Raw genomic sequence first — 21,764 nt, forward strand, 5'->3', positions numbered from 1 at the left:
GATAAGCAACCAGGCCCCTTTTAATATCGTACGTTTATAGACGACAGAAGCAGTCCATAGATCAGTTGAGTACCTTTTTCAGTTTAAATCGTTATTAAAGTAAGCAACAATCATTTTGTACTTAATCTTGTATGTTATATCTTAATTTATTGAAAGATATAAGATGATGGCAAACAAATTAATTATAGCAAATAAAATTTTATACCATTTGAATTGAAAACGTCTTTTAAAATATAGGCATGATGAAGGAAGAGGAATCTCATTTCGACGAACTGGTAGCATATACCTTACGCATCGAATTGCAAAATAACAGGGTGCTTATATACAGAATAGATATTGAAAACAAACAATATTTATTAGGTAAACTTAGAACCAACTCCGAAGGATCTGAAGATAACCAACCTATTCAGTTTTTGTGGTTCGAAACTTTTTTAAACCGGCATGTCATTATTAATACTAATGAAGTGGTGAGAATTACTTTTAGTTATGACTATCTGGAACAAATTGAAAATTCAAACGCCTATTATGATAATTTTGAGGTAGTTGAAAAAGATACCTCTCTCATATCTCAGGAAACGGAAGAAGGTGAATCAAGAATGTATGTTTTAGAAGAAGCGTATTTACCCCAGGCAATTATTTATCATAAAGCTAGTGCTTTTGAAGATGATTATACAGGCAATCCACAACTCTTTTACAGTCTGGATGATGGCTGTTTGGGAATTTTCTCCCTGGAACTTGATGGCGAATTACCATTGAGACAGTTTCTCAATTTGATCGATAATGACGGAGAAGAATGCTTCATTCCATTACAACAAATCATCGTAATGGAATTTGAAGGCAGCCTCTTTTATAATGGAGATCAGGATGAAGAAACACTTACTGACCCTTAGCGCTGTCCTTTCCATCAGGAACAATCCTGTAGTCTTTATCCGTTATTCCTGTTACACCTCTGGGCCGTTTAGGCTTTACTGTCTCCTGTTGCACTGGTGGAGTCACAACAGTTGTAACCTTTTGAATCGTATCAGGTTGAAATGGTTCAAATATTAAAGTCGGTAGAATAACAGCAACAGTATCCTTATTGGTCACACGATCGTTATTGAAAGGTGTTGCATTTATAGGTGCTTTAAATTCTACCTCCATATTTTCTTTATTGAAAAACTTACCGCTTTCAATTACGCCCTGCTTGGATGGTGTAATTTGGCCACTGTCTGGTTGATGTATGTTTTGAACAGGTGAAGGAATAGGTTGAACACTTTTTTTATGATTCTTATTGATGAAGAATATAGTTACCAATGCAGCCACAAACACAAAAAGACCTGCTCCTTCAACCCAACCGCTGCTGGAAGGGGAATCTGGATCAGGATCTGTACCAGTACCACCATCATCTGTCGGCATGTCTATATCGAGTTGTCTTTCGATGCGGGCCCATATAGTATGAGCCATATCGGGCACAGGTGTGCCGTCCAACTTTTCGGTGATCAATTGTTCATATGTGGTCTTTTGATTCATCAAATATTTAAGTAGGCTAATTGTTTTTGAAGAAATTTCCGGGCTTCACTAAGGTGCCATTTTGAAGTGCCTTCACTAATACCCAGTTGTTTGGCAATTTCGCGGTGGTTATAACCTTCCACCGCATACAATACAAAAACTGCATGCGTTGCAGGTGGTAGCTTTTTGATGATCTCCATGATTTCTTCTGCACCCATCTGTGCCAGCACAATATTGTTCACCTCTGGCTCCGGAACAGTTTCTATCTCCACATTTTCACTAAACCGGCTCCTGCTCTTAATTTGGTCCAATCCTTCATTAACAACAATCCTTTTGATCCACGCATGCAACGATCCTTTAGAAGGATCAAAACTGTGCAGGCTTTTAAACACCTTTACAAAAGCAAGACTCAAAATATCTGCAGCATCATGCTCATCACGCGAATATCTTAGCGCAATAGTCATAGCAAAGCTGTAGAACTGCCGGAACAGCCCCTCCTGCGCCCTGCGGTTATTGGCAAGGCAACCTTCTACCAAAAGTTCTATATCCAGTTCTACAACCTGCACTTGTAAAGAAAAATTCAAAAATTAAATGAACACAATCTACTATAAATTAATTCGCCATTCGTCCTTCGATTCATTCGTCATTCCATCACTTCATCCTTCTCCACATCCTGCATGCGTTTCAACAGTATCGCTGAAGAAATAGAAGAAAGTATCAACTTATCTGCTGGCTCAAGGCTATTTTGAAGCCATACTGAATGATCAAGAATATCAATAATAGCAACGACACCCCTATCCCATTGCAACTCATACCCAGCCAGCATTTTACCTCCCAGCACTTTGGTATTCTTACCGCTTTGGGTGGTCACATTTTCAATACGCAAAGGCCTGATTGCAATGCTCTCCTTACCATTGGTCGCATAGCCCTCCTCCTCAACATAAGGCCTGTCAAACAACCTGTGGGCAGTATCTTTGGCTATATCGTATTTATTGATTAATACCAACGACCAGGGATTCTCATTTTTTATTGTTAACGGAACAATGGCAGCTGTAAATGCGTATTCATATTGTTTAGTCTTTGAAGCATCTCCAATCCATGGATTATTGCTTTTATAAACCAATTGCTTTTCTTTGAACTTTTCCGTTGCATAGACTTCTGCCACCAGGTTGCCATCCTCTATTGTATACTGGAACCGACTACGTTGAGTATTGATATTGTTATCCGTATTGATATCAAATACTTTCAGCAAAGCTTCTTCTGGACGGATACGGAACTTTGTATATTGAAGTGAGGAAGTAAAATCCCACCCCCTTTTAATTTTAGAAGTTTGGTAATTTCCAAAACTCAATTGTTGGTTTACCTTCCAGCCATTGATTCCCTTCACAGGCATCTTGGTAGCCTGGCTGCTAAACTGTGATGGTACTGATAATTTAACAGCCGTACAGGAAACTAGCATGATAAGAACGGCCGTCATAGCTAAGAATTTCATGTTTTATATTTATAACAATACCCCTTCTACAAAAAAAACCGTTGGGTAAAAAACTGTCGTTAACAAAACTTTAGCAAAAGTTCTTGAGCCTTCGTGCAGGCTTGTTTGCATTTGGCGATGGCAAAGTAATCTTCGACAACTTTGTATATAAAAGCTATAAGTAATTCATACTCAATTATAATACAATTTCTAATTCCTCTCCTGATAGGGTATGGTAAAGATTTTGAAGTTGATGTAAGTACCTTAATTCTATTTCCATAGAACCAGGTACCAAACTGGCAAACCAAATTTTTCCCCTTGAAAAAATTTGAGGATAAAAACCTTTGAGTTGATACGCGCCATTGTTAAGAATAAATCCTGATTGCTCTAAAATATCATTGGTTAAAATAACCGGTTCAAATTCGCCTTTAGATTTAAATATTGTTTCCATCTTTACGATGAGGTCATCTTCAAAGGGCTCAACTCTTTGTTCCAACTGAAAAGGAGTATAACCGATCTTATCTTGTGCAATAACAGCTACTTCAACCATCATGGGAAGTAAAGTAATCTGGGGGTTGGATAATTTAGGATTCCAAACTAATAGGTTTCCCAGTCTCAATTCATTGGCTTCTATCATGGTGCAATTTGGTTTCCTTAAAACTACATTTTACTTATGTAAATACGAACAATTAAACCCTCTTCTTATAACTAATTGCAGCCCATGTATTCAACACGATGGCAAACCCAATAATGATAATGATCTGTCGGCTAATGTCAGCTAGTCCGCTGCCCTTTAAAATAACCATACGCATAACCTCAATAAAATAGGTTACGGGATTAAATTTCGTAATCCACTGAGCCCATACAGGCATGCTTTCAATAGAAGTATACAACCCGCTTAAAAGGATAAAAACCATCATCATGAAAAAAGAAATAAGCATTGCTTGCTGTTGCGTACCGGCCATGGTCGACACCAGCAACCCCAGCCCCAATATGGCTAATAAATAAATGGCTGCATAGATGTAAATGGTAATAAAACTTCCTACAGGAACGATGCCATAGGCCAGCCACGTAACCAGTAATCCCATAGTTAAGATAAATAAACCTAATACCCAGAATGGAATCAGCTTACCAAGAATAAAATAATGTTTTTTTACCGGCGTTACATTGATCTGTTCTATTGTCCCTATTTCCTTCTCTTTTACAATATTCATTGCGGCTAGAAAAGACCCCACCATAGTAACCAGTATAACCAGGATACCTGGCACCATAAAATATTTATAATTCTGCAAAGGATTATACCAGTTGGAAGAATGAACTTCAATGCTGGTCTCAGGACTAAAGCGGGGAAATTGAATCCATTTCAATCGTACTTCCCTGTTGTAATCCTGGATGATACTTCTTAAATAAGCGCCACCCAGGTTGGCCTTTACTCCATTAATAGCATTGACAGCAATAAAGAGAGTTCCTTCGTTTTCCTTAACTATTGTTTGTTCAAATTTTGCAGGTATTTCCAATACCACATCAGCCTTATTCTGTTCAACCTCTTCTAAAGCAGCATGAAAACTGTTGTTATAACTTATGAGGTTGAAATATCCTGACGATGTAACCTTTGAGATCAACAGCCTTGAATAAGATGAATGGTCATGGTCTGCAACACTCAAATTCACATGTTTCACCTCATAATCCGCAGCCCATGGTAAAATCAGTAACTGTATAATAGGCATTACAAAAATGATACGGAGGATGGCTGGATCCCGGAAGATCTGCCTGAATTCTTTCTGCAATAGGAATCGAAGTGTTCTCATGCTAGCCTGATTTTGAATTTTTTAATACTTAGGGTCAGGAGAAACAACATCATACCCATTAATATCAATGTTTCTTTCCAGATAGCACCCAGGCCCAATCCCTTGATCATTACAGATGTCACAATAACGAAGAACCACCTGGCAGGAATGATATGCGATATAACTTGCAACAATATGGGCATATTCTCAATTGGAAACATAAACCCACTCAACATGATGGTAGGCAAAAACATGCCAACCAATGAAATAAACATGGCTATTTGCTGCGAGTCGGTAACAGTAGAAATCAATAAGCCAAAAGCCAGGCAGGTTAATATGAATAAGAGACTCTCCCCGACCAATAGGAAAAGGCTACCATGAATGGGAACATCCAACACAAAGACACTCAACAACAATATGCTGGCAACATTTACCATTGAAAGCAAAAGATAAGGAACAGCCTTAGCAATCACTACTTTCAAAGGCTGAACAGGCGAAACCAGCATAACCTCCATAGTGCCCATTTCTTTTTCACGCACAATGGTGATGGCAGTCATCATGGTACAAACAAGCATTAACACCATTGCCATAACTCCCGGAACAAATGTATAAGCACCTTTCAATTGTGGATTATACAACATGCGCATCTCTGTTGATATAGTATAAGGAAGCCGGTGTTCATTAGTAATGCGATCCTGGTAATCCATAATAATAGCAGATGCATAGTTAATAAGTGTATTGGCAGTATTAGGATCGGAAGCATCGGCGATTAGTTGAATCGGGGCCTTATTAACGTGTTCGAGGTCATTATTAAATCCTGAAGGAAAAACAACAGCCAACTTGACAGCACCTCTTTTAAAAGCGGATTCAACCTGGCTATAGGAAGTCACATTCTGCTGCACATCAAAATATTGGCTTGCATCAATTTCATGAATAATAGAAGTTGAAGCGACATCTTTTGCGTTATCAAACACCAATACCTTCGCATTCTTCACTTCATTGGTCAGCGCAAAACCAAATATGATGATCTGCACTACAGGCATGCCCAATAGAATGAACAAAGTCCGCCTGTCACGCAAAATGTGATAAAATTCTTTCTTTACAAATGCGCCGAACTGTTTCATAATCAATAAGGTGAAATATAATTGTTTATCCGCTTATTATCCAGGTCAATGCCTAACCATTACATTCTCCCGCATACATCCCTTTATTTTTCATTCACTTCAATCTCCGGTTCTCTTAGCCTTTCGCGCCAACATCAAAAAAACTTCATCCATGGATGATGCCTTTAAATTGCTCTTCAACCCCGATGGTGTATCCAGTGCATCTATCCTTCCATCCACCATAATGGAAACCCGGTCACAATATTCTGCTTCATCCATATAGTGGGTAGTTACAAAAACCGTAATACCATCTTCTGCAGCCTTATAGATCATATTCCAGAATTCTCGGCGGGTAACAGGATCAACTCCACCTGTAGGCTCATCCAGGAATACGATTTGCGGCTCGTGAAATATAGCCACAGAAAAAGCCAGCTTTTGCTTCCAGCCCAACGGTAATGACCTTACCAGTTTATCTGCATCTTTTTCCAAATGCAATTGTTTTAAGACAAACGCTGTCTTTTCTTTGATAAAAGAATTGGTCTTACCATAAATACCCGCATAAAATCGGATGTTCTCACGTACTGTGAGATCTTCATACAACGAAAACTTTTGGCTCATGTAACCTATGTTCCGCTTAATTTCTTCTGTTTGTTTATATATATCAAATCCTGCAACAGAAGCCTTACCTGACGTAGGCATTGAAAGCCCGCACAACATGCGCATGGCGGTTGTTTTACCTGCACCATTGGCACCCAAAAAACCAAAGATCTCACCCTTTCCTACTTGGAAAGAAATACTATCGACAGCAGTAAAATCACCAAATCGCTTGGTTAAACCTTCTACAGATATGATCGTATCGTTATTCATTTGTTTTCATTAGATCCATAAAACAATCTTCTATACCTGGTGTAACAGGAAACATCTCAACACCTGATGCCCCAAAATAAGATGCAACAGGCGGAACACCTGCCTCATCATGGAATACGACATGATGGTATTCACCAAATGGATAAGCATCTTTGACTTCCTTGAAAGTCTTCAGTTCATTAAGCAGTTGTAGCATCCTGCTTCCTTTTGCAGCATATAAGGGTTGTTTAAAATTACCGATCACACCTGCAGGTGTATTAATAGATAGCAACTTTCCTTCCTGTAGTAATGCGATCCTGTCACATAGATTGGCTTCATCCATGTAAGGGGTGGAAACAAGGATGGTGATTCCACTCCGCTTAAGATTTTGCAACATGTCCCAGAACTCTTTTCTGGATACAGCATCCACACCCGTCGTGGGCTCGTCCAGGAATAATACAGATGGACGGTGGATCAGCGCACAACTTAACGCCAACTTCTGTTTCATGCCTCCCGACAATTTACCTGCCCGGCGGTCTTTGAATGGCTCGATCTGGGAATAAATATCTTTGATCAATGCATAGTTTTCTCTAATAGTCGTATTAAATGTTGTTGCAAAAAATTCCAGGTTCTCTTCAACTGTTAGATCCTGGTAAAGTGAAAACCTTCCGGGCATATAACCTACCCTTTGCCTGATTGCCTTAAAATCTTTAACGACGTCATATTCATCAATAGTAGCCTTACCACTGTCTGCCAATAATAAGGTAGTGAGGATCCGGAAGAGCGATGTCTTACCTGCACCATCTGGACCGATGATACCAAAAAGTTCCCCTCTATCCACTTCAAAAGAAATGCCTTTCAAAGCCTCTACTAGGTCCTTTTTACTTCCATAAGACTTGACCACGTTTTCAACGACTACAGCTTTCATTTAAATAGATTTTAGCTGAAGGAAATGCAGGTTAATGAAATCGTACCTCTCCATACATTCCAATCTTTAAAAACCCGTCATTCTTTACTTTAACCTTAATGGCATACACCAGGTTAGCTCTTTCCTCTTTGGTCTGTATAGTTTTTGGAGTGAATTCTGCCTTATCTGATATCCAGGTAATGGTGCCCATATAGGTCTTGTAATCATCCGCGCCATTGTCCACAAATACTTTTAACTGCTCACCTAATCTTACCTGTGAAAACTGGCCACCCGTTATGTAAGCTCTTAATGTCAAAGTGGATAGGTCTGCTATCTTGTATAAGGCCTTTCCTGAAGCAGTCATTTCTCCCGCTTCCGCATATTTGGCAAGCACAGTTCCATTCACAGGATTGATAATATTTGCATCATGAATTTGCTGATCTAATTGTTTCACTCTTTTTTCCAAAGGCTCTTGTTCACTTAAAATGCTACGGTTCTGAGTGCTGCTATTAGTGCGTTGCACTTCGATCTCACTGCGCGTTACCGCCATCTGCTTACGTACAACATCTATTTGAGAATTGATATCGTCCAGTTGTTTACCGGTAGCAGCATCAGACTTGATCAGATTTTCAAGACGCGCCCTTTCATGCAACAAATTATCCAGTTGGGCTTGTTGCACAGTTATCTGATCCTGTAGCTTCTGAACTTGTGGAGCCACATCAACGGTCTTCTCTCTTAACGCGGCAATACTGGCCTGAACCTGTTCCTTCTGCAACTCTATGTTTTCTGCATCAATGATACCAACAACTGCATTTTGCTTTAGTATGGTTCCTTCGTCAACAGAAAGAGATTCTATCTTGCCGGTAGCTTCTGCCGAAACAATCACTTCATCTGCTTCGAAAGAACCCGTGGCATCAAATACTTCATTGTTTCGATGACATGCCATCAGGAGGAACATGATAACTACTGAATATCCTGAACTTTTCATAAAAGATTTTTATGTTATTGATCACCAAGTATGATCTGGTAATTGATTTGTGCTTGCAACAATTGCATTTCGTGCAGTATTAAATTTTGCCTGGCTGAATCTTCCTCATTTACCTCCTTTAAATAGTCGTTTGCAGTTATGACCCTGTTTTCCAACTGGGCCTTAGCTGCTTCTTTAACACTTTCCCGTAATGCAATGATTTCCTTATCTGTAGCGATCAACTGGCTCCACTTCATAATTTCTGCAGCCTGCTGTTTTAATTGCATATTCGTGTTCAGCAGGAATACTTCCTTTTGTACATCCACAGACTTTTGATTGACGTCATACAACTTTTTCTCCCTTTTAGCTGTATATAGGTCACTTAGCGACCAGTTCATGCGTAAGCCAACAATAAAGTAGGGTTCAAATTCATTCTTAAACAAATTGAGAACTGGACGGCCATACCCTCCTTGCACAAATGCCGAAGTGCGCGGACGATTCCTGGCATCAACCAATTTTTTCTGCTGCTGAAATAAATTAGACTGTCCGTTATAAAGGTTTAATTCAGGTCGCTTAATCTCACTGCCTGAAACAGCAGGATTTCCGGGTAAAATAAAGACCGTTGTCTCAGGCAGATCCTGGTTCAGGAAAAGCCCCAAAACATCAATCAAACCCTTTCGTGCTGCCTTTAATTCAATCAACCGCTGGTCCGTGCTCAGTACCTCAGCTTTCAGCACATTTAAATTGGAACGCAATACCAGCCCATTGGCCACTTGTGCCTCAACCGTCCTTTCTCCTCCTTGCAGATCTTTTTTTACCAGCTCCACCTGTTTCATTTGTTCCTCTAACAGCATGACTCCTAAGTACAATTGAGTAATCCGTTGCCGTAGTTGATATAATTCAACTTCAATTTGGCCTTCCTCAACGGTTGCATTTAACTGTTGCAAGGTCTTCTGTTGTTTGATCTCCCCCCCATCATATAGAACCTGGCTAACGTCTGTAAATAGTTTGTATTGGTCTTTAGAAGGCACTTCAATTTTTATTGCAGGATTATTAATATTTACAGCAGTTACAGACGATTGGTAAGTGGCTTGCCCGTAAACGACAATTTGAGGCCAATATCCCCTGCTCAAATTTTGTATAGTTAAATCAGCAGTTTGCTTGATCAGCCCCTTCTGCTTCGTCAGTGGGTATTGCTCTCTGGCCCGTTGATATGCCGATTCTAATGTAAGGGATTGAGTAGAGGCATTGAGTGATACAAAGGTTGCCAGGAAGAATAATAGGTTTTTAACTGCCTTATTGAACCACTTAGTTAAAACCCGCATAATTAATTTTTTAGTTCTTTATTGAATGAATGATAAACTGGGGCACAGACTTCTTGCGATCTTCCAGCATTGCACGGAATTCCGTTTGATTCATTCCGGAAACCCATTGGATAATAGGTTTAGCCAAAAAAGGAAAAACGCATAATGCCATAGTATTGATGATCAGTTGTAATGGATGAACCTGTTTAATTTCCTGTTTCTTCACTGCGTTGTTAATTTGAGTGATAAACTTGTCCAATTGTGGTTTTTCATTGCCAAATAGTTTTTTTACGAAACCCTCTGGCTGTTTATTCATCTCATTGATCACAAAAAGAGGTATAAACGGATTCTTCAATACATTGTCTATATACTCCTTGCAAAAGGCTTCAATCTTCTCGTTTATCGATAGCTCCGAATTGAAAATATCATTGATGCGCGGCAGAAATCGTTGTGCAATCTGGGCAAAGATGGTTTCAAACAATTTATCCTTACTCCGGAAATAATAGTGTAGCAACGCCTTGTTAATGCCCGCCTCATCTGCTATGTCCTGCATCCTGGCCCCAGCCATACCCTTGGTTATAAACACCTTCTTGGCCGCTTCCAGTATCTTCTCTTCCGTACTACAATCTTTACCATTTTTAACCATAATGTTTAACCATTTGGTTAACAAAATTAGAACATTATTTAAGTGTATAAAATAATTATGTTCTCCACCAAATCAGTAACTTAATGAATGAAAAAGTTTATAGCTCTTCTTTTTTTGCCGCTACTTGCTTTATCTTCCAATGCCTGTTCTACTTTTTTATTGGCCAGGGATGGTAAATATTATTTTGGCCGTAATTATGATTGGGTCAGTGGCAATGGTATAGTGATGGTCAATGCGAGGGCAGTAAGAAAAACATCTTATAACCCGGATGGCGGAAAAGCAACCTCCTGGATATCCAAATATGGAAGCATCAGTTTTAACCAGTTCGGCAAAGACTTTCCTCATGGTGGGATGAATGAAAAAGGACTGGTTGTGGAATTAATGTGGCTCGTTGAAACAAAATACCCAAATACAGATGCCAGGTCTGAAATAAATGAGTTGCAATGGATTCAATACCAGCTGGACAATTGTGCTACTATTGATGAAGTGATTGCCACGGATAAAGTAATCCGCATCGGCAGAAATAATGCTGCTCCACTGCACTTCCTGGTTGCAGATGAAAATGGAAGAGCTGCAACAATTGAATTCATAAATGGGAAAATGGTTGCACATAAAGGAGATAAATTGCCCTATCCGGTGTTAACCAATACTATTTATGAAGATGCAGTGAGCAGGTTGAAAAATAAACCCGTCAACCAATGGACAAGCTTCGGTGACAATTCAGTTGATCGTTTCGCATCAGCATGCCAAATGATCCAACAATTTCAGCAGACAAATAATAATACAGATCCGGTAGATTATTCCTTTTCAATTTTAAACAAAGTTGCCCAGGGTGATTATACTAAGTGGAGTATTGTATATGATATATCCGGTCGACAGGTTCATTTTGTCACTAACGGTAACCAACACCGGAAAAGCTTTTCTCTTGATGACTTTGATTTCTCTTGTAATAAAGCCCCATTAGCTTTAGCTATGGGAAGTAGTGCCACCGGCCCGGTATCTAAATATTTTTCACCTCTTACTTTCAGTCAGAATAAAGCCGTTATTGAAAGATCCGCCTTGGAAAGTAAGACCCATGTTCAGCTATCTGCTCCTACAATTGCAGGTATTGCTGATTACTACAATAGTGTGCTGTGTCTAAACTAAGAGGAAAAACACCATTTTAAAATAGGGATGCCTGGACAGGCTGAATGCTGACATCTACCGTTTCCATCCTAAATGAAGCCGTTTTTGTACCCGTTATCGTATAAACTGGAGTTTCATTATAACGGGAAGCAACAATGATCTCTGTGTCATGAGCATGAGTGTTGAATAATTCCTGCACCAGCTCGGGACAATTATTCTCCTTTGACAGGTGGGAAAGAACCAGGTGACTCATATATGCAGGCCTTTGGGCCAAAAAGAACTGAAGCGCTTGTCTGTTGGAAAGATGCCCTTTACCCCCGCGAATGCGGTTTTTCAAATAAATAGGATAAGACCCTTTATCCAACATGCCCTCATCATAATTTGCCTCCAAAAATGCAGCATGACACCCCCTAAAATAAGTAGCCAGGTTTTCACAGGGTGAACCAATATCAGTAAATACGCCCACATTAAGCCCATTATAGTTGACCACAAAACTATGAGGCTCTATAGCATCATGCAATTTTGGAAAGGTTGTCACAAGAAGTTCACCTACTGCTATGGATTCATGTCCTTTGAAATAGTGGATCAAATGCGTTTCAATATGAAATCTGCATTGCCCGAATGTTTCTTTAGTGAAATATACAGGCAGGTTATATTTTTTAGCAAGCACTGGTATGCCACGAATGTGGTCAGAATGTTCATGCGATACAAAAATCGCCCTGACCTTTTTCATGGAGAGCCCAAGGCGCAGCATGCGCTTTTCTGTTTCGCGACAAGAAATACCCGCGTCCACAAGCACTGCATCGTGTTCGTTTCCAACGTAATAGCAATTTCCGTTACTCCCGGAGTTCAAAGATGTTATAAAAAGGGCCATGGACTTGCAAAGAAAATAGTTTTATGCGAAATTCCACCTTTGCATTTCTCCGCATGCTCACCTTATATTAAATATTTAATATATTCATCCTTTCTAAATAAGGTCCCAACTCGTCAGTACTTTCAAAACTCCGGCTCCTTAAAATTTCATCACTATGTTTATCGAAAAATACTTCCACATAAAAATGATCCAGCTGGAATAGTAAGATACACGTATCATCAATATCTCTGTCTGTAAGGCATACCCCATTCAATAACAAGTTCCTGTATTGAATATGTTGATTTAGAGAATTAAAATGTTGAAGCGTCATAAACAATGGTTTGGACTAATGAAATTCACAAAGCAAGTGCCAATACCTTAATGAAGAGTATATAGGGAGGCCACCAAATTGAATCAATTAGATGCCTCGGAAGCCTTTGCATAACTTTCATATTTATCTTTACTCGCGTGAAACCAAAGACATGGATGTAAAAAACAATATATTAGAGACCATCGGAAATACACCCTTAGTTCGACTGAATAAGATTACTAAAGACCTGCCCTGCGATGTTTATGCTAAAGTGGAATATTTCAATCCTGGTAACTCCATCAAAGATCGAATGGCGGTAAAAATGCTGGAAGTTGCAGAAAAGGATGGAAAACTAAAGCCAGGCGGAACCATCATTGAATGCACTTCCGGCAATACAGGCATGGGATTGGCAATGGCTGCCGTTGTAAAAGGCTATAAATGCATTTTCACCACTACAGATAAACAATCTCAATCAAAAACAGACATTTTACGTGCATTGGGTGCTGAAGTTATTATTTGTCCAACAAATGTAGAACCCGAAGACCCACACAGTTATTACTCTGTCGCTGCAAGACTGGAAAAAGAAATTCCGAATTCCTTCCTCATGAACCAGTATGATAACCTTGCAAATAGACAGGCGCATTATGAAAGCACTGGACCAGAGATATGGAACCAAACAGATGGTAAGATCACCCACCTAGTTGTCACTGCAGGAACAGGCGGCACTGTTACGGGCACAGCAATGTACCTGAAAGAAAAAAATCCTGATATCCAAATATGGGCTATTGATGTCTATGGTTCATTATTAACGAAATATTTCCGCACTGGTGAAGTAGACCTGAACGAAGTACACCCTTACGTTTCTGAGGGCTTTGGTGAAGACTTTGTTCCTCAGAATTATGACATGAGCGTTATTGACCATTTCGAACAGGTTACTGATAAAGACGGTGCGGTCATGACACGTAAACTGGCACGCGAAGAAGCCCTTTTTTGCGGTTACAGTGCCGGAAGTTGTATTCAGGGTTTACTGCAACTAAAAAGTAAGCTAAAGAAAGGTGATTTGGTTGTGTGCATATTACACGATCATGGCAGCCGGTATGTTGCTAAAGTATATAATGACCAATGGATGGCTGAACGTGGCTATCTGGAAGTAAAGACATTCAAAGACATTGTAAGCGCACGGGGATTGCAACGCACGATAACAATAAGTAGTGACCAAACAGTCGCTGAAGCTGTGAATATGATGAAGCAGTTTGACATTGAACATATTCCCGTAACCGAAAATGATGAACTAATCGGTGCCATTAGTGAAAATGGACTGTTTCAAAAAGTTTTTGATAATCCGGATATCAGGAATGAGAAAGTGAAAAATATATTAGAGCGTTCCTTTCCAATTGTATCTTATGATACAACCCTGGAAAAACTTAGAACCTTGATCAATAAAGAAAATGGCGCGGTACTCGCAAAGGATGAAACAGGCACTTTCCAAATTGTAACCAAATACGACATCATTCAAACTCTTGCTTAAACCAAAAACTATCCTTCAACCAGGCTTTTCTGGTACTGGTACTATTTGATGAAATTCAATCAGACTCAAAAAAAGAATCAATTATCTTCGCAATCGTAAAAAATAAAGAAATCAATTCTTTACGATTGTTAATCACTAAATTTTTCTATTAACATGAAAAAATACCGATCCGGTGTTTTATTTGGCGAAGAGTTGGAAGCGCTCTATAAAGATGCCAAAGAAAATGGGTTTGCACTCCCAGCAGTAAATACCATTGGCACCAATACGATTAACGCTACCCTGGAAACTGCAGCCAAAGTAAACTCTCCAGTAATTATTCAGTTCTCCAATGGCGGAGCACAATTCATTGCTGGTAAGGGTATGCCTAATGACCATCTGCAGGGCAATATTGCCGGCGGTATATCCGGAGCTTTACACATTCATAATGTTGCTAAATATTATGGCGTCCCTGTGGTGCTGCACACCGACCATGCTGCCAAAAAGTGGCTCCCCTGGATAAGTGGTCTGATCGATGCCGGGCAACAATTCTTTAAAGAAAAAGGACAGCCTTTGTTCTCTTCTCATATGTTGGACCTGTCAGAAGAACCCATTGAAGAAAACATTGAAACTTCAGTAGAATTCTATAAGCGCATGGCTCCAATGGGTATGGGTATTGAAATCGAACTGGGTGTGACTGGAGGTGAAGAAGATGGTGTGGATAATACGGGGATTGAGAACGAAAGACTATACACCCAACCGAAAGAAGTGGCTTATGCTTATGAGCACTTAAAGCAGGTAGGTAATCTCTTTACCATTGCTGCTGCTTTTGGTAACGTACATGGTGTGTACAGCCCGGGTAATGTGACGCTGAGACCTGATATCTTAAAAAATAGCCAGGAGTATATCAAACAGCACTTTGGAACTAGTGAAAAGCCTGTGTTCTTTGTATTCCATGGTGGCAGCGGCTCTCCTCAGCATCAGATTAGGGAAGCAATTAGCTACGGTGCTATCAAAATGAACATCGACACTGATTTACAATGGGCTTTCTGGGAAGGTATTTTGAACAACTATAAAAAGTATGAAGACTTCCTGCAAGGACAATTGGGTAATCCTGAAGGTGTTGACAAGCCAAACAAGAAACACTACGATCCCCGCATTTGGCTGCGCAAAGGTGAAGAGAACTTCGTAAAACGCCTGGAAGTTGCTTTTGAAGACCTGAACTGCGTCAACAGAAATGCCTGATATTTAAATATTTTTCATAAAAAAACCGCTCACCTCGAGCGGTTTTTTTATGAATAGAATCGTTTATTGCTCGTCAATATTTCTTCCGTTTCACGATATTTTTATCTTTGGATATCATTTTATCTTTCTTAACCTTAACCAAGTATGACAACAACAAGAACTATTGAACTTTTAGGTGAAAATGCAGAACACCTATTGCAACACACCTGCCGTACCATCCCGAAAGAAGACCTTCATCTACCTTCTCCAACACATGTTGATGACATTTGGATCAACAGTAATCGCAACAACCAGGTGCTACGCTCATTCCAAAGTATTTTGAACCATGGCCGCCTGTCTGGCACAGGTTATTGTAGCATTTTTCCGGTAGACCAGGGTATTGAACATAGCGGAGGATCTGCCTTTGCTCCTAACCCAATATATTTCGATCCGGAAAATATCATCAAATTGGCCATAGAAGGGGGTTGTAATGCGGTAGCTTCAACCTATGGAGTTTTGGGTATTATGAGCCGGAAGTATGCTCATAAAATTCCATTTGTGGTAAAGATCAACCACAATGAATTTCTAAGTTATCCCAATCGGTATGACCAAACACTTTTTGGGACAATAAAAAGTGCATGGAATATGGGCGCTGCCTCCATCGGTGCTACAATTTACTGGGGCGCACCAGAGAGTGCACGTCAGTTGAAAGAAATAGCTGAAGCTTTTGAATATGCTCATGAATTGGGAATGGTCACCATATTATGGTGTTATACCCGTAATAACGCATTCAAGGTGGATGGAGTCGATTACCATACTTCTGCCGACTTAACAGGACAGGCAAACCATTTAGGTGTAACCCTTCAGGCTGACATTATCAAGCAAAAGATTCCTACAAACAACGGGGGGTACTTGGCCACCAAACACGGTAAAACACACAAACTGGTATATGAGAAACTGACTTCTGACCATCCCATTGATCTGTGCCGTTACCAGGTATTAAACTGCTACAGCGGTAGAGTCGGTCTGATCAATAGTGGTGGGGAAAGTAAAGGCGCCAGTGATTTACAGGATGCCGTACAAACTGCTGTCATTAACAAACGCGCTGGTGGCATGGGTTTGATACTGGGACGCAAAGCCTTCCAAAGACCTTTTAATGAGGGAGTTGAAATGCTCCAAGCTATTCAGGATGTTTACCTTGACGAAAGCATTACCATTGCATAAATTCACCAAAATCATCAATCATGCTTGCTACTCGCCGCCATTTTATTAAAAATGTCACTGCACTCGCTACTGGTATCACAATTGCCCCACATTTACTTTCAAAGGAGTTATATAAGAACTCTTTTGAAATTTCCTTGGCCGAATGGTCTTTGCACAGGGCATTACAGGGCAACAAAATGTCAAACCTCGACTTCCCGGAGGTTGCAAAAAAACAATTTGGAATAAGTACAGTCGAATATGTCAATCAATTTTTTAAAGACAAGGCAAAGGACAATAATTACTTAAACCAATTGCTGCAGCGTTGTAAAGACAATGGGGTAAAAAACCACCTGATTATGATTGATGGAGAGGGCGACTTAGGTGAAACAGAAAGCGGTAAACGGGCACAGGCAATTGAGAACCATTACAAATGGGTGGATGCTGCTAAATACCTGGGCTGTGCTACTATTCGGGTCAATGCCTACGGCGTAGGTTCCAGGGAAGAAGTACAAAAAGCTGCTATTGAGAGTTTAAGCAGACTTGGTGAATATGGCGAAAAAGTCGGCATCAACATTATTGTGGAAAATCATGGGAGTTATAGCTCTGATGGCCAATGGCTGGCTTCAGTCATGAAAGCTGTGAATAAAAAGAATGTAGGCACACTTCCGGACTTTGGCAATTTCTGTGTGAAACGTGAAACTGGCGCATTGTATACAGGCAAATGTATTGAAGAGTATGATCGGTACAAGGGCGTGCAGGAAATGTTGCCCTATGCAAAAGGAAATAGCGCAAAAACCCACGACTTCGACGCCAACGGTAATTGTATTGAAACAGATTATACCAGGATGTTGCAAATCATTAAAGCCGCTGGATTCAATGGTTACATTGGTATCGAATACGAAGGTGCTCAATTAAGTGAAGAAGAAGGCATCCGCAAAACAAAAGCATTGTTGGAAAAAGTAGCAGCAACGATTGGTTACGGTATAAGAAATAAGGGTGCATAATATCACCCTTTCATTTTCGTCCAAATCCACGTTTAAATACTCGGCTTACTCGGAAATTTTAACTGTGCATCTTTTAAATCATTGATCACCATTTCCTGGAGCTTCAATTTGACGTTTAAAAATTCATTTGCAGGCACCCATAAATTGATCATAACCTTATAACCATCCAGCTCTACAGTCGAAACCCCAAATCTCGGGTTAGGATCTTTCAGGATAGCATCAATTTCATCTATCCTCTTTTGAATAATCGGTTTCACCGCATCGAATGAAATACCAAATCCAAACTTCATCTCTATATCTAATCGCCTCTTCCCTTCACGGCTTAAGTTTACGATCACCTCGTTCGACAATTTGCTGTTGGGTATAACAACTGTTGTATTGGTATGTGTCCTGATTATAGTAAAAAATATCTGGATAGAACTTACTATTCCCTCATGGCCTTGGGCAATAATGCTGTCGCCCACTTCAAATGGTTTTAGCAATAGGATCAATACGCCACTGGCAAAATTTTGTAGTGTGCCTGAAAGAGCAAGACCTGCAGCTACACCAAGTGCACCAATAATGGTAGTGAAAATGGAAAGCTGCAAACCTATCACCTGGATCATCGTAATAACCAGCAAAATATTCAATGCAGTGACCGTAAGACTTACCAGGAAAGGCTGTAATGATGCGTCGAAATTACGCCTGAGCATATGCCTTGAAAGAGCCCCCTTCAATATTCTGATGAGCCATAAACCTATAAAAAATACAACTATGGCGATGATCAACCTGGGACCAACATTCAGTATCCAACCATAAGCTTTGTCATAAAATTTTTCCCAATTCATAAAGGCTAAAATAAAACATCAAATTTCATTGAGACATAAAATTTATGTAAATCTTTCAATCTCTTTTGGATAGGATAGACAAAATTATGGGCGCTCCCAATTGAAGCGCCCATAATTTTGTTCAATATGCATCATCAGCATTGATGATGCAGCGACCCTTTCCTCAACCCTGGTTAGAAAATTTAGTACATTAATTGAAACTCAGAACAGCACCCACCTTCATATCAATTTGGTTAATACGGCTGTTTAAAACTTTGGATACATGATGTTCATGTAGCTCATTGGTCGTAACATTCACAAATCTGACATTAAAATCCTTGGCATTTTGTCCTGTTCCATCAGTATGCTCATGTTCCAGATGTTTAACATTCAGGTATTCTACATTACCACCAGTTAGATAATTAACAGAAAAATCAAACCAAAGCCTGTTTGATTTACTTTTCTTGAAGATACTATTAGCATTCATCCTTGCACCCGCACCACCACCTGCAGACCAGGTAGCATCCTTAAATACATTCTTATTTTCTAGTGGCCGACAGTTACCCGACTCATTAGGATCAGGAATATAGATCTTTGTATAGAACTTACTCACCCCTGTTTTGACAGTGACATAAGGAATAAGGCCACCTTTTGACAAAAGATCATATGCAGCCACAAGGTGCCCATTAAATACATTACTGCTGAAATTCACCTTCACATCAGTGGTGGAACCATCCCTGAATACATAATGCTGATCCTCTTTCTTATGTGCATAAGTTCCCCAGCCAAACTGTACTCCAGTGCGCAGTTTTGGGGCACTATGAAACTTATATAAAACATCAAAGACAGCACTATGGGTAAGATTGATATTTTCTGCCAAACGGCCTACTGGAATGGCCATTGAATAACTATACCCTGTTTGAATTTGAGAATAGGAAATAATGCCTGTAAATACAGGTAATAGAAGAATTAAAATTCGTTTCATAAACTGGCTTTGTTGGTTAAGGGAATATATAATAGACAACTACAAACTTTCTATGCTTCCAAGAAATTGTTAAAGAAGTTAACTGCACAGTATTAATGAAGAACGAACTCCTGGTTCTATATAATCAAAGCCAAATTTCTTGTGCATAAACAGAACTCAAAGTTCCAAATAATTAAGCAATTATGGTATATATTTTATAATTGTTGTCAAATGTCTGATATTTCAATTCTAAGCAAAACAAGGTAAATGATTTGGTTACATAGGCCCATATGAAATGAAAATATAAAACACTTGTACATAATGTAGCCGCAATCTGGCTCAACCATATAACAAACACTATTTCCTTTGTGCCTACCTTCAGATCCACCGCACCCCAACACTTGCCCCCTTTATCCAACTTCATCTCCACTCCATTTTCACTTCCAAGGACCACCGTTTTAATGTTATTTTTTCTATGCTACATTTTACATTGTCTTGTCCTGAAATAGGTTGACACTATTAAACTGTCAACTATGCAACAACAAGGCAACAAAGGCAGACGGGGCCGCAGGTCCCTCTATGATCAGGCCTTTATGCGGGTGGTGGCCCGAGAATACCAGACCTCGGATTTAAGTATGAAGCAACTGGCCCTGAAGTATGGTCTAGGCCACACCCAACTCAAAAAGTGGATTGCCAGATTTTCTTTGGAACTTAGCGCAGAAGCCTTAACCCTTCCCCTCATGACCCCAGAAGAACAAAAGACCCTGGAGGCCCTCCAAAAACAAAACCAGGAGTTGCTCAAAGGCCTGCAACTGGCCCAGTTAAAGATCAGTGGATTGGAACTGATGATCGACCAGGCAGAGCAGGAGCTCAATGTGGATATCAGAAAAAAACCTGGCACCAAACAGTCGAAGGCCTGAAGCAGTATTATCCCCATTATGGCTTGAAGGTAATCTGCGGACTGTTTGGTAAAACCAGACAGGCTTATTACAAGGCAAAGAGGGCAGCAGAACAACTGGTGCTACAGCAGGCCCTTATCATTAAAGCCGTGGAGGAGATCAGAAGCTCCATGCCCAGAGTCGGTACCCGCAAACTCAAGTATTTGCTGGAAAGTGTGCTCCCCCAGCATGGCATCCAGATCGGCCGCGACCAACTCTTTGATTTGCTGCGGGACCAGGGCCTGCTGGTGCGCAGGCCCAGGAAAAGAAAGGTGATCACCACCCACTCGGATCATCCTTTCAAGAAGTATCCCAACTTGACCGACTCCCTGGAACTGAGGGGAGCTAATCAACTCTGGGTCAGTGACATCACCTATGTGGAAGTGAAAGAAGGCTTTGCTTACTTAAGCCTCATTACCGATGCCTACTCCAGAAAGGTCGTGGGCTTTGAGCTTCACCCCACGCTTTCAGCACAAGGTCCATTGCTGGCTCTTCACATGGCCCTAAGAGAAAGTGGATGGCAGCAGAAAGGCACCTTGATTCATCACTCCGACCGGGGGCTGCAGTATTGCTGTAAAGCCTACACGCAGTTATTGGAGCAAGCAGGGGTGAGTATATCCATGAGCAGGAAAGGAGATCCTTATGAAAATGCACTGGCAGAAAGGATGAATGGCATTTTAAAATCAGAGTTTTTATTGAATCGTATTTTTCAAAGCTATGAGCAGGCGCAACAGGCAGTGCAGCGGGCCATTGCCACCTATAACAGCCGATGGCCCCATGGCAGCCTGTACTTTTTAACCCCTGAGCAGGCCCATGGAACAGAGGGGGGCATCTTGCAGAAAAAATGGAAAAGCAAACCACTAGAAGCAAAGGTTTTTTGAGGCATAGGACCGAATGCGTATGTAGAAAACAATACCAGCCACCCTGAAGGAAGCTGGTACCCACTAGCGAGCTACGCTATCGGATCAAGTTATTCCTTCTACAGTTGCTCCTCAGCAGAGCTGTAGTCCGCTTCACTTGATGCTGTAAAGTTAAGTAGGTAATTTTAGTAGAGCTATGCGTTATACAAGATCAAGAAGTTGCCCGTAAACTAAATACAGGATCAAAAAAAATGATGACAACTCAAAACAGGATTATCTAACCACAAGTGTCAACCTAATTCAGGACGACACACTTTCCTATCCCCATCTTATAGGGACCTTATAGAGACTTTATAGAGACCTTATAGAGACATTATAGAGATTCTGTGTTAAAAGTCAAGAGATTTTTACTTTAATTTTGTGTTTTAGGCGGCTGTATGCCAGCCTGTTTAGG

At 40.2% G+C, this 21,764-nt stretch carries 23 protein-coding genes; 8 read left to right on the plus strand and 15 right to left on the minus strand.

Annotated elements, in window-relative coordinates; translation table 11 throughout:
* The first annotated feature begins 239 nt into the window (after nucleotides 1-239).
* The gene (locus OCK74_RS24665; protein WP_279299775.1) at nucleotides 240-890 is read left to right on the plus strand and encodes a hypothetical protein; all 651 of its coding nucleotides are present in this window, start codon (nucleotides 240-242) and stop codon (nucleotides 888-890) included.
* Here the strand turns inward: OCK74_RS24665 and OCK74_RS24670 are convergent.
* The 11 genes from OCK74_RS24670 to OCK74_RS24720 all read right to left on the minus strand — a co-directional run bounded on the left by OCK74_RS24670 (nucleotide 877) and on the right by OCK74_RS24720 (nucleotide 10,519).
* Nucleotides 877-1,509, minus strand: coding sequence for a hypothetical protein (locus tag OCK74_RS24670; protein WP_279299776.1), 633 nt, complete (start codon nucleotides 1,507-1,509; stop codon nucleotides 877-879). The two genes, OCK74_RS24665 and OCK74_RS24670, sit on opposite strands and share 14 nt — an antisense overlap.
* Nucleotides 1,509-2,072 carry an RNA polymerase sigma factor gene (locus tag OCK74_RS24675; protein WP_279299777.1) on the minus strand — a complete coding sequence of 188 codons (564 nt, stop codon included), beginning with the start codon at nucleotides 2,070-2,072 and terminating at the stop codon, nucleotides 1,509-1,511. Before OCK74_RS24675 ends, OCK74_RS24670 begins: the two co-directional genes overlap by 1 nt.
* A 59-nt stretch (nucleotides 2,073-2,131) precedes the next feature.
* Nucleotides 2,132-2,980, minus strand: a complete 849-nt coding sequence (locus OCK74_RS24680; protein WP_279299778.1) for a hypothetical protein — start codon at nucleotides 2,978-2,980, stop codon at nucleotides 2,132-2,134.
* A 175-nt stretch (nucleotides 2,981-3,155) separates the two neighbouring features.
* Nucleotides 3,156-3,596: a hypothetical protein gene (locus OCK74_RS24685; protein WP_279299779.1), complete on the minus strand. Its 441-nt coding sequence runs from the start codon at nucleotides 3,594-3,596 to the stop codon at nucleotides 3,156-3,158.
* Nucleotides 3,597-3,648: 52 nt separating this feature from the next.
* On the minus strand, nucleotides 3,649-4,767 hold the full coding sequence (locus OCK74_RS24690; protein WP_279299780.1) for an ABC transporter permease: 1,119 nt from the start codon (nucleotides 4,765-4,767) through the stop codon (nucleotides 3,649-3,651).
* Complete coding sequence (locus tag OCK74_RS24695; protein WP_279299781.1) at nucleotides 4,764-5,870, minus strand: ABC transporter permease; 1,107 nt, start codon at nucleotides 5,868-5,870, stop codon at nucleotides 4,764-4,766. The genes OCK74_RS24690 and OCK74_RS24695 overlap by 4 nt, the downstream gene beginning before the upstream one ends.
* A 99-nt stretch (nucleotides 5,871-5,969) precedes the next feature.
* Nucleotides 5,970-6,716 carry an ABC transporter ATP-binding protein gene (locus OCK74_RS24700; protein ID WP_279299782.1) on the minus strand — a complete coding sequence of 249 codons (747 nt, stop codon included), beginning with the start codon at nucleotides 6,714-6,716 and terminating at the stop codon, nucleotides 5,970-5,972.
* Entirely contained in the window at nucleotides 6,709-7,623 is a 915-nt protein-coding gene (locus tag OCK74_RS24705; protein WP_279299783.1) for an ABC transporter ATP-binding protein, read from the minus strand. The genes OCK74_RS24700 and OCK74_RS24705 overlap by 8 nt, the downstream gene beginning before the upstream one ends.
* Nucleotides 7,624-7,654: 31 nt before the next feature.
* Complete coding sequence (locus tag OCK74_RS24710) at nucleotides 7,655-8,590, minus strand: HlyD family secretion protein (RefSeq protein ID WP_279299784.1); 936 nt, start codon at nucleotides 8,588-8,590, stop codon at nucleotides 7,655-7,657.
* Nucleotides 8,591-8,604: 14 nt separating this feature from the next.
* Nucleotides 8,605-9,894, minus strand: coding sequence for a TolC family protein (locus OCK74_RS24715; protein WP_279299785.1), 1,290 nt, complete (start codon nucleotides 9,892-9,894; stop codon nucleotides 8,605-8,607).
* Between the two features lie 10 nt (nucleotides 9,895-9,904).
* Nucleotides 9,905-10,519 carry a TetR/AcrR family transcriptional regulator gene (locus OCK74_RS24720; protein WP_279299786.1) on the minus strand — a complete coding sequence of 205 codons (615 nt, stop codon included), beginning with the start codon at nucleotides 10,517-10,519 and terminating at the stop codon, nucleotides 9,905-9,907.
* Between the two features lie 87 nt (nucleotides 10,520-10,606).
* Between OCK74_RS24720 and OCK74_RS24725 the strand changes: the two genes are divergently transcribed.
* A complete protein-coding gene (locus OCK74_RS24725; RefSeq protein ID WP_279299787.1) occupies nucleotides 10,607-11,665 on the plus strand; it encodes a linear amide C-N hydrolase in 1,059 nt (352 codons plus the stop codon).
* A 16-nt stretch (nucleotides 11,666-11,681) separates the two neighbouring features.
* Here OCK74_RS24725 and OCK74_RS24730 read toward each other — a convergent pair whose 3' ends face one another.
* Nucleotides 11,682-12,518, minus strand: a complete 837-nt coding sequence (locus OCK74_RS24730; protein ID WP_279299788.1) for an MBL fold metallo-hydrolase — start codon at nucleotides 12,516-12,518, stop codon at nucleotides 11,682-11,684.
* Nucleotides 12,519-12,585: 67 nt separating this feature from the next.
* Nucleotides 12,586-12,828, minus strand: coding sequence for a hypothetical protein (locus tag OCK74_RS24735; RefSeq protein ID WP_279299789.1), 243 nt, complete (start codon nucleotides 12,826-12,828; stop codon nucleotides 12,586-12,588).
* Nucleotides 12,829-12,979: 151 nt separating this feature from the next.
* Between OCK74_RS24735 and OCK74_RS24740 the strand changes: the two genes are divergently transcribed.
* The 4 genes from OCK74_RS24740 to OCK74_RS24755 all read left to right on the plus strand — a co-directional run bounded on the left by OCK74_RS24740 (nucleotide 12,980) and on the right by OCK74_RS24755 (nucleotide 17,742).
* A complete protein-coding gene (locus OCK74_RS24740) occupies nucleotides 12,980-14,335 on the plus strand; it encodes a pyridoxal-phosphate dependent enzyme (protein WP_279299790.1) in 1,356 nt (451 codons plus the stop codon).
* A 153-nt stretch (nucleotides 14,336-14,488) separates the two neighbouring features.
* On the plus strand, nucleotides 14,489-15,556 hold the full coding sequence (fbaA, locus tag OCK74_RS24745) for a class II fructose-bisphosphate aldolase (protein ID WP_279299791.1): 1,068 nt from the start codon (nucleotides 14,489-14,491) through the stop codon (nucleotides 15,554-15,556).
* Nucleotides 15,557-15,700: 144 nt separating this feature from the next.
* Nucleotides 15,701-16,759, plus strand: a complete 1,059-nt coding sequence (locus OCK74_RS24750) for a class I fructose-bisphosphate aldolase (RefSeq protein ID WP_279299792.1) — start codon at nucleotides 15,701-15,703, stop codon at nucleotides 16,757-16,759.
* 20 nt (nucleotides 16,760-16,779) lie between these two features.
* A complete protein-coding gene (locus tag OCK74_RS24755) occupies nucleotides 16,780-17,742 on the plus strand; it encodes a sugar phosphate isomerase/epimerase family protein (protein WP_279299793.1) in 963 nt (320 codons plus the stop codon).
* Nucleotides 17,743-17,774: 32 nt separating this feature from the next.
* On the opposite strand, the gene OCK74_RS24760 is transcribed toward OCK74_RS24755, so the two are convergent.
* Nucleotides 17,775-18,569, minus strand: a complete 795-nt coding sequence (locus OCK74_RS24760; protein ID WP_279299794.1) for a mechanosensitive ion channel family protein — start codon at nucleotides 18,567-18,569, stop codon at nucleotides 17,775-17,777.
* Between the two features lie 190 nt (nucleotides 18,570-18,759).
* Nucleotides 18,760-19,533 (minus strand): hypothetical protein, encoded by a 774-nt coding sequence (locus OCK74_RS24765; protein WP_279299795.1) that lies wholly within the window; start codon nucleotides 19,531-19,533, stop codon nucleotides 18,760-18,762.
* 512 nt (nucleotides 19,534-20,045) lie between these two features.
* Between OCK74_RS24765 and OCK74_RS24770 the strand changes: the two genes are divergently transcribed.
* Together OCK74_RS24770 and OCK74_RS24775 are read left to right on the plus strand one after the other, a co-directional pair.
* A complete protein-coding gene (locus tag OCK74_RS24770) occupies nucleotides 20,046-20,432 on the plus strand; it encodes a transposase (RefSeq protein ID WP_279299796.1) in 387 nt (128 codons plus the stop codon).
* Between the two features lie 23 nt (nucleotides 20,433-20,455).
* Entirely contained in the window at nucleotides 20,456-21,331 is an 876-nt protein-coding gene (locus OCK74_RS24775) for an IS3 family transposase (RefSeq protein ID WP_279299797.1), read from the plus strand.
* The last annotated feature ends 433 nt before the right edge of the window (nucleotides 21,332-21,764 follow it).

It is taken from the genome of Paraflavisolibacter caeni (assembly GCF_025628885.1).
In the GTDB taxonomy this organism is placed as follows: Bacteria; Bacteroidota; Bacteroidia; order Chitinophagales; family Chitinophagaceae; genus Flavisolibacter; species Flavisolibacter caeni.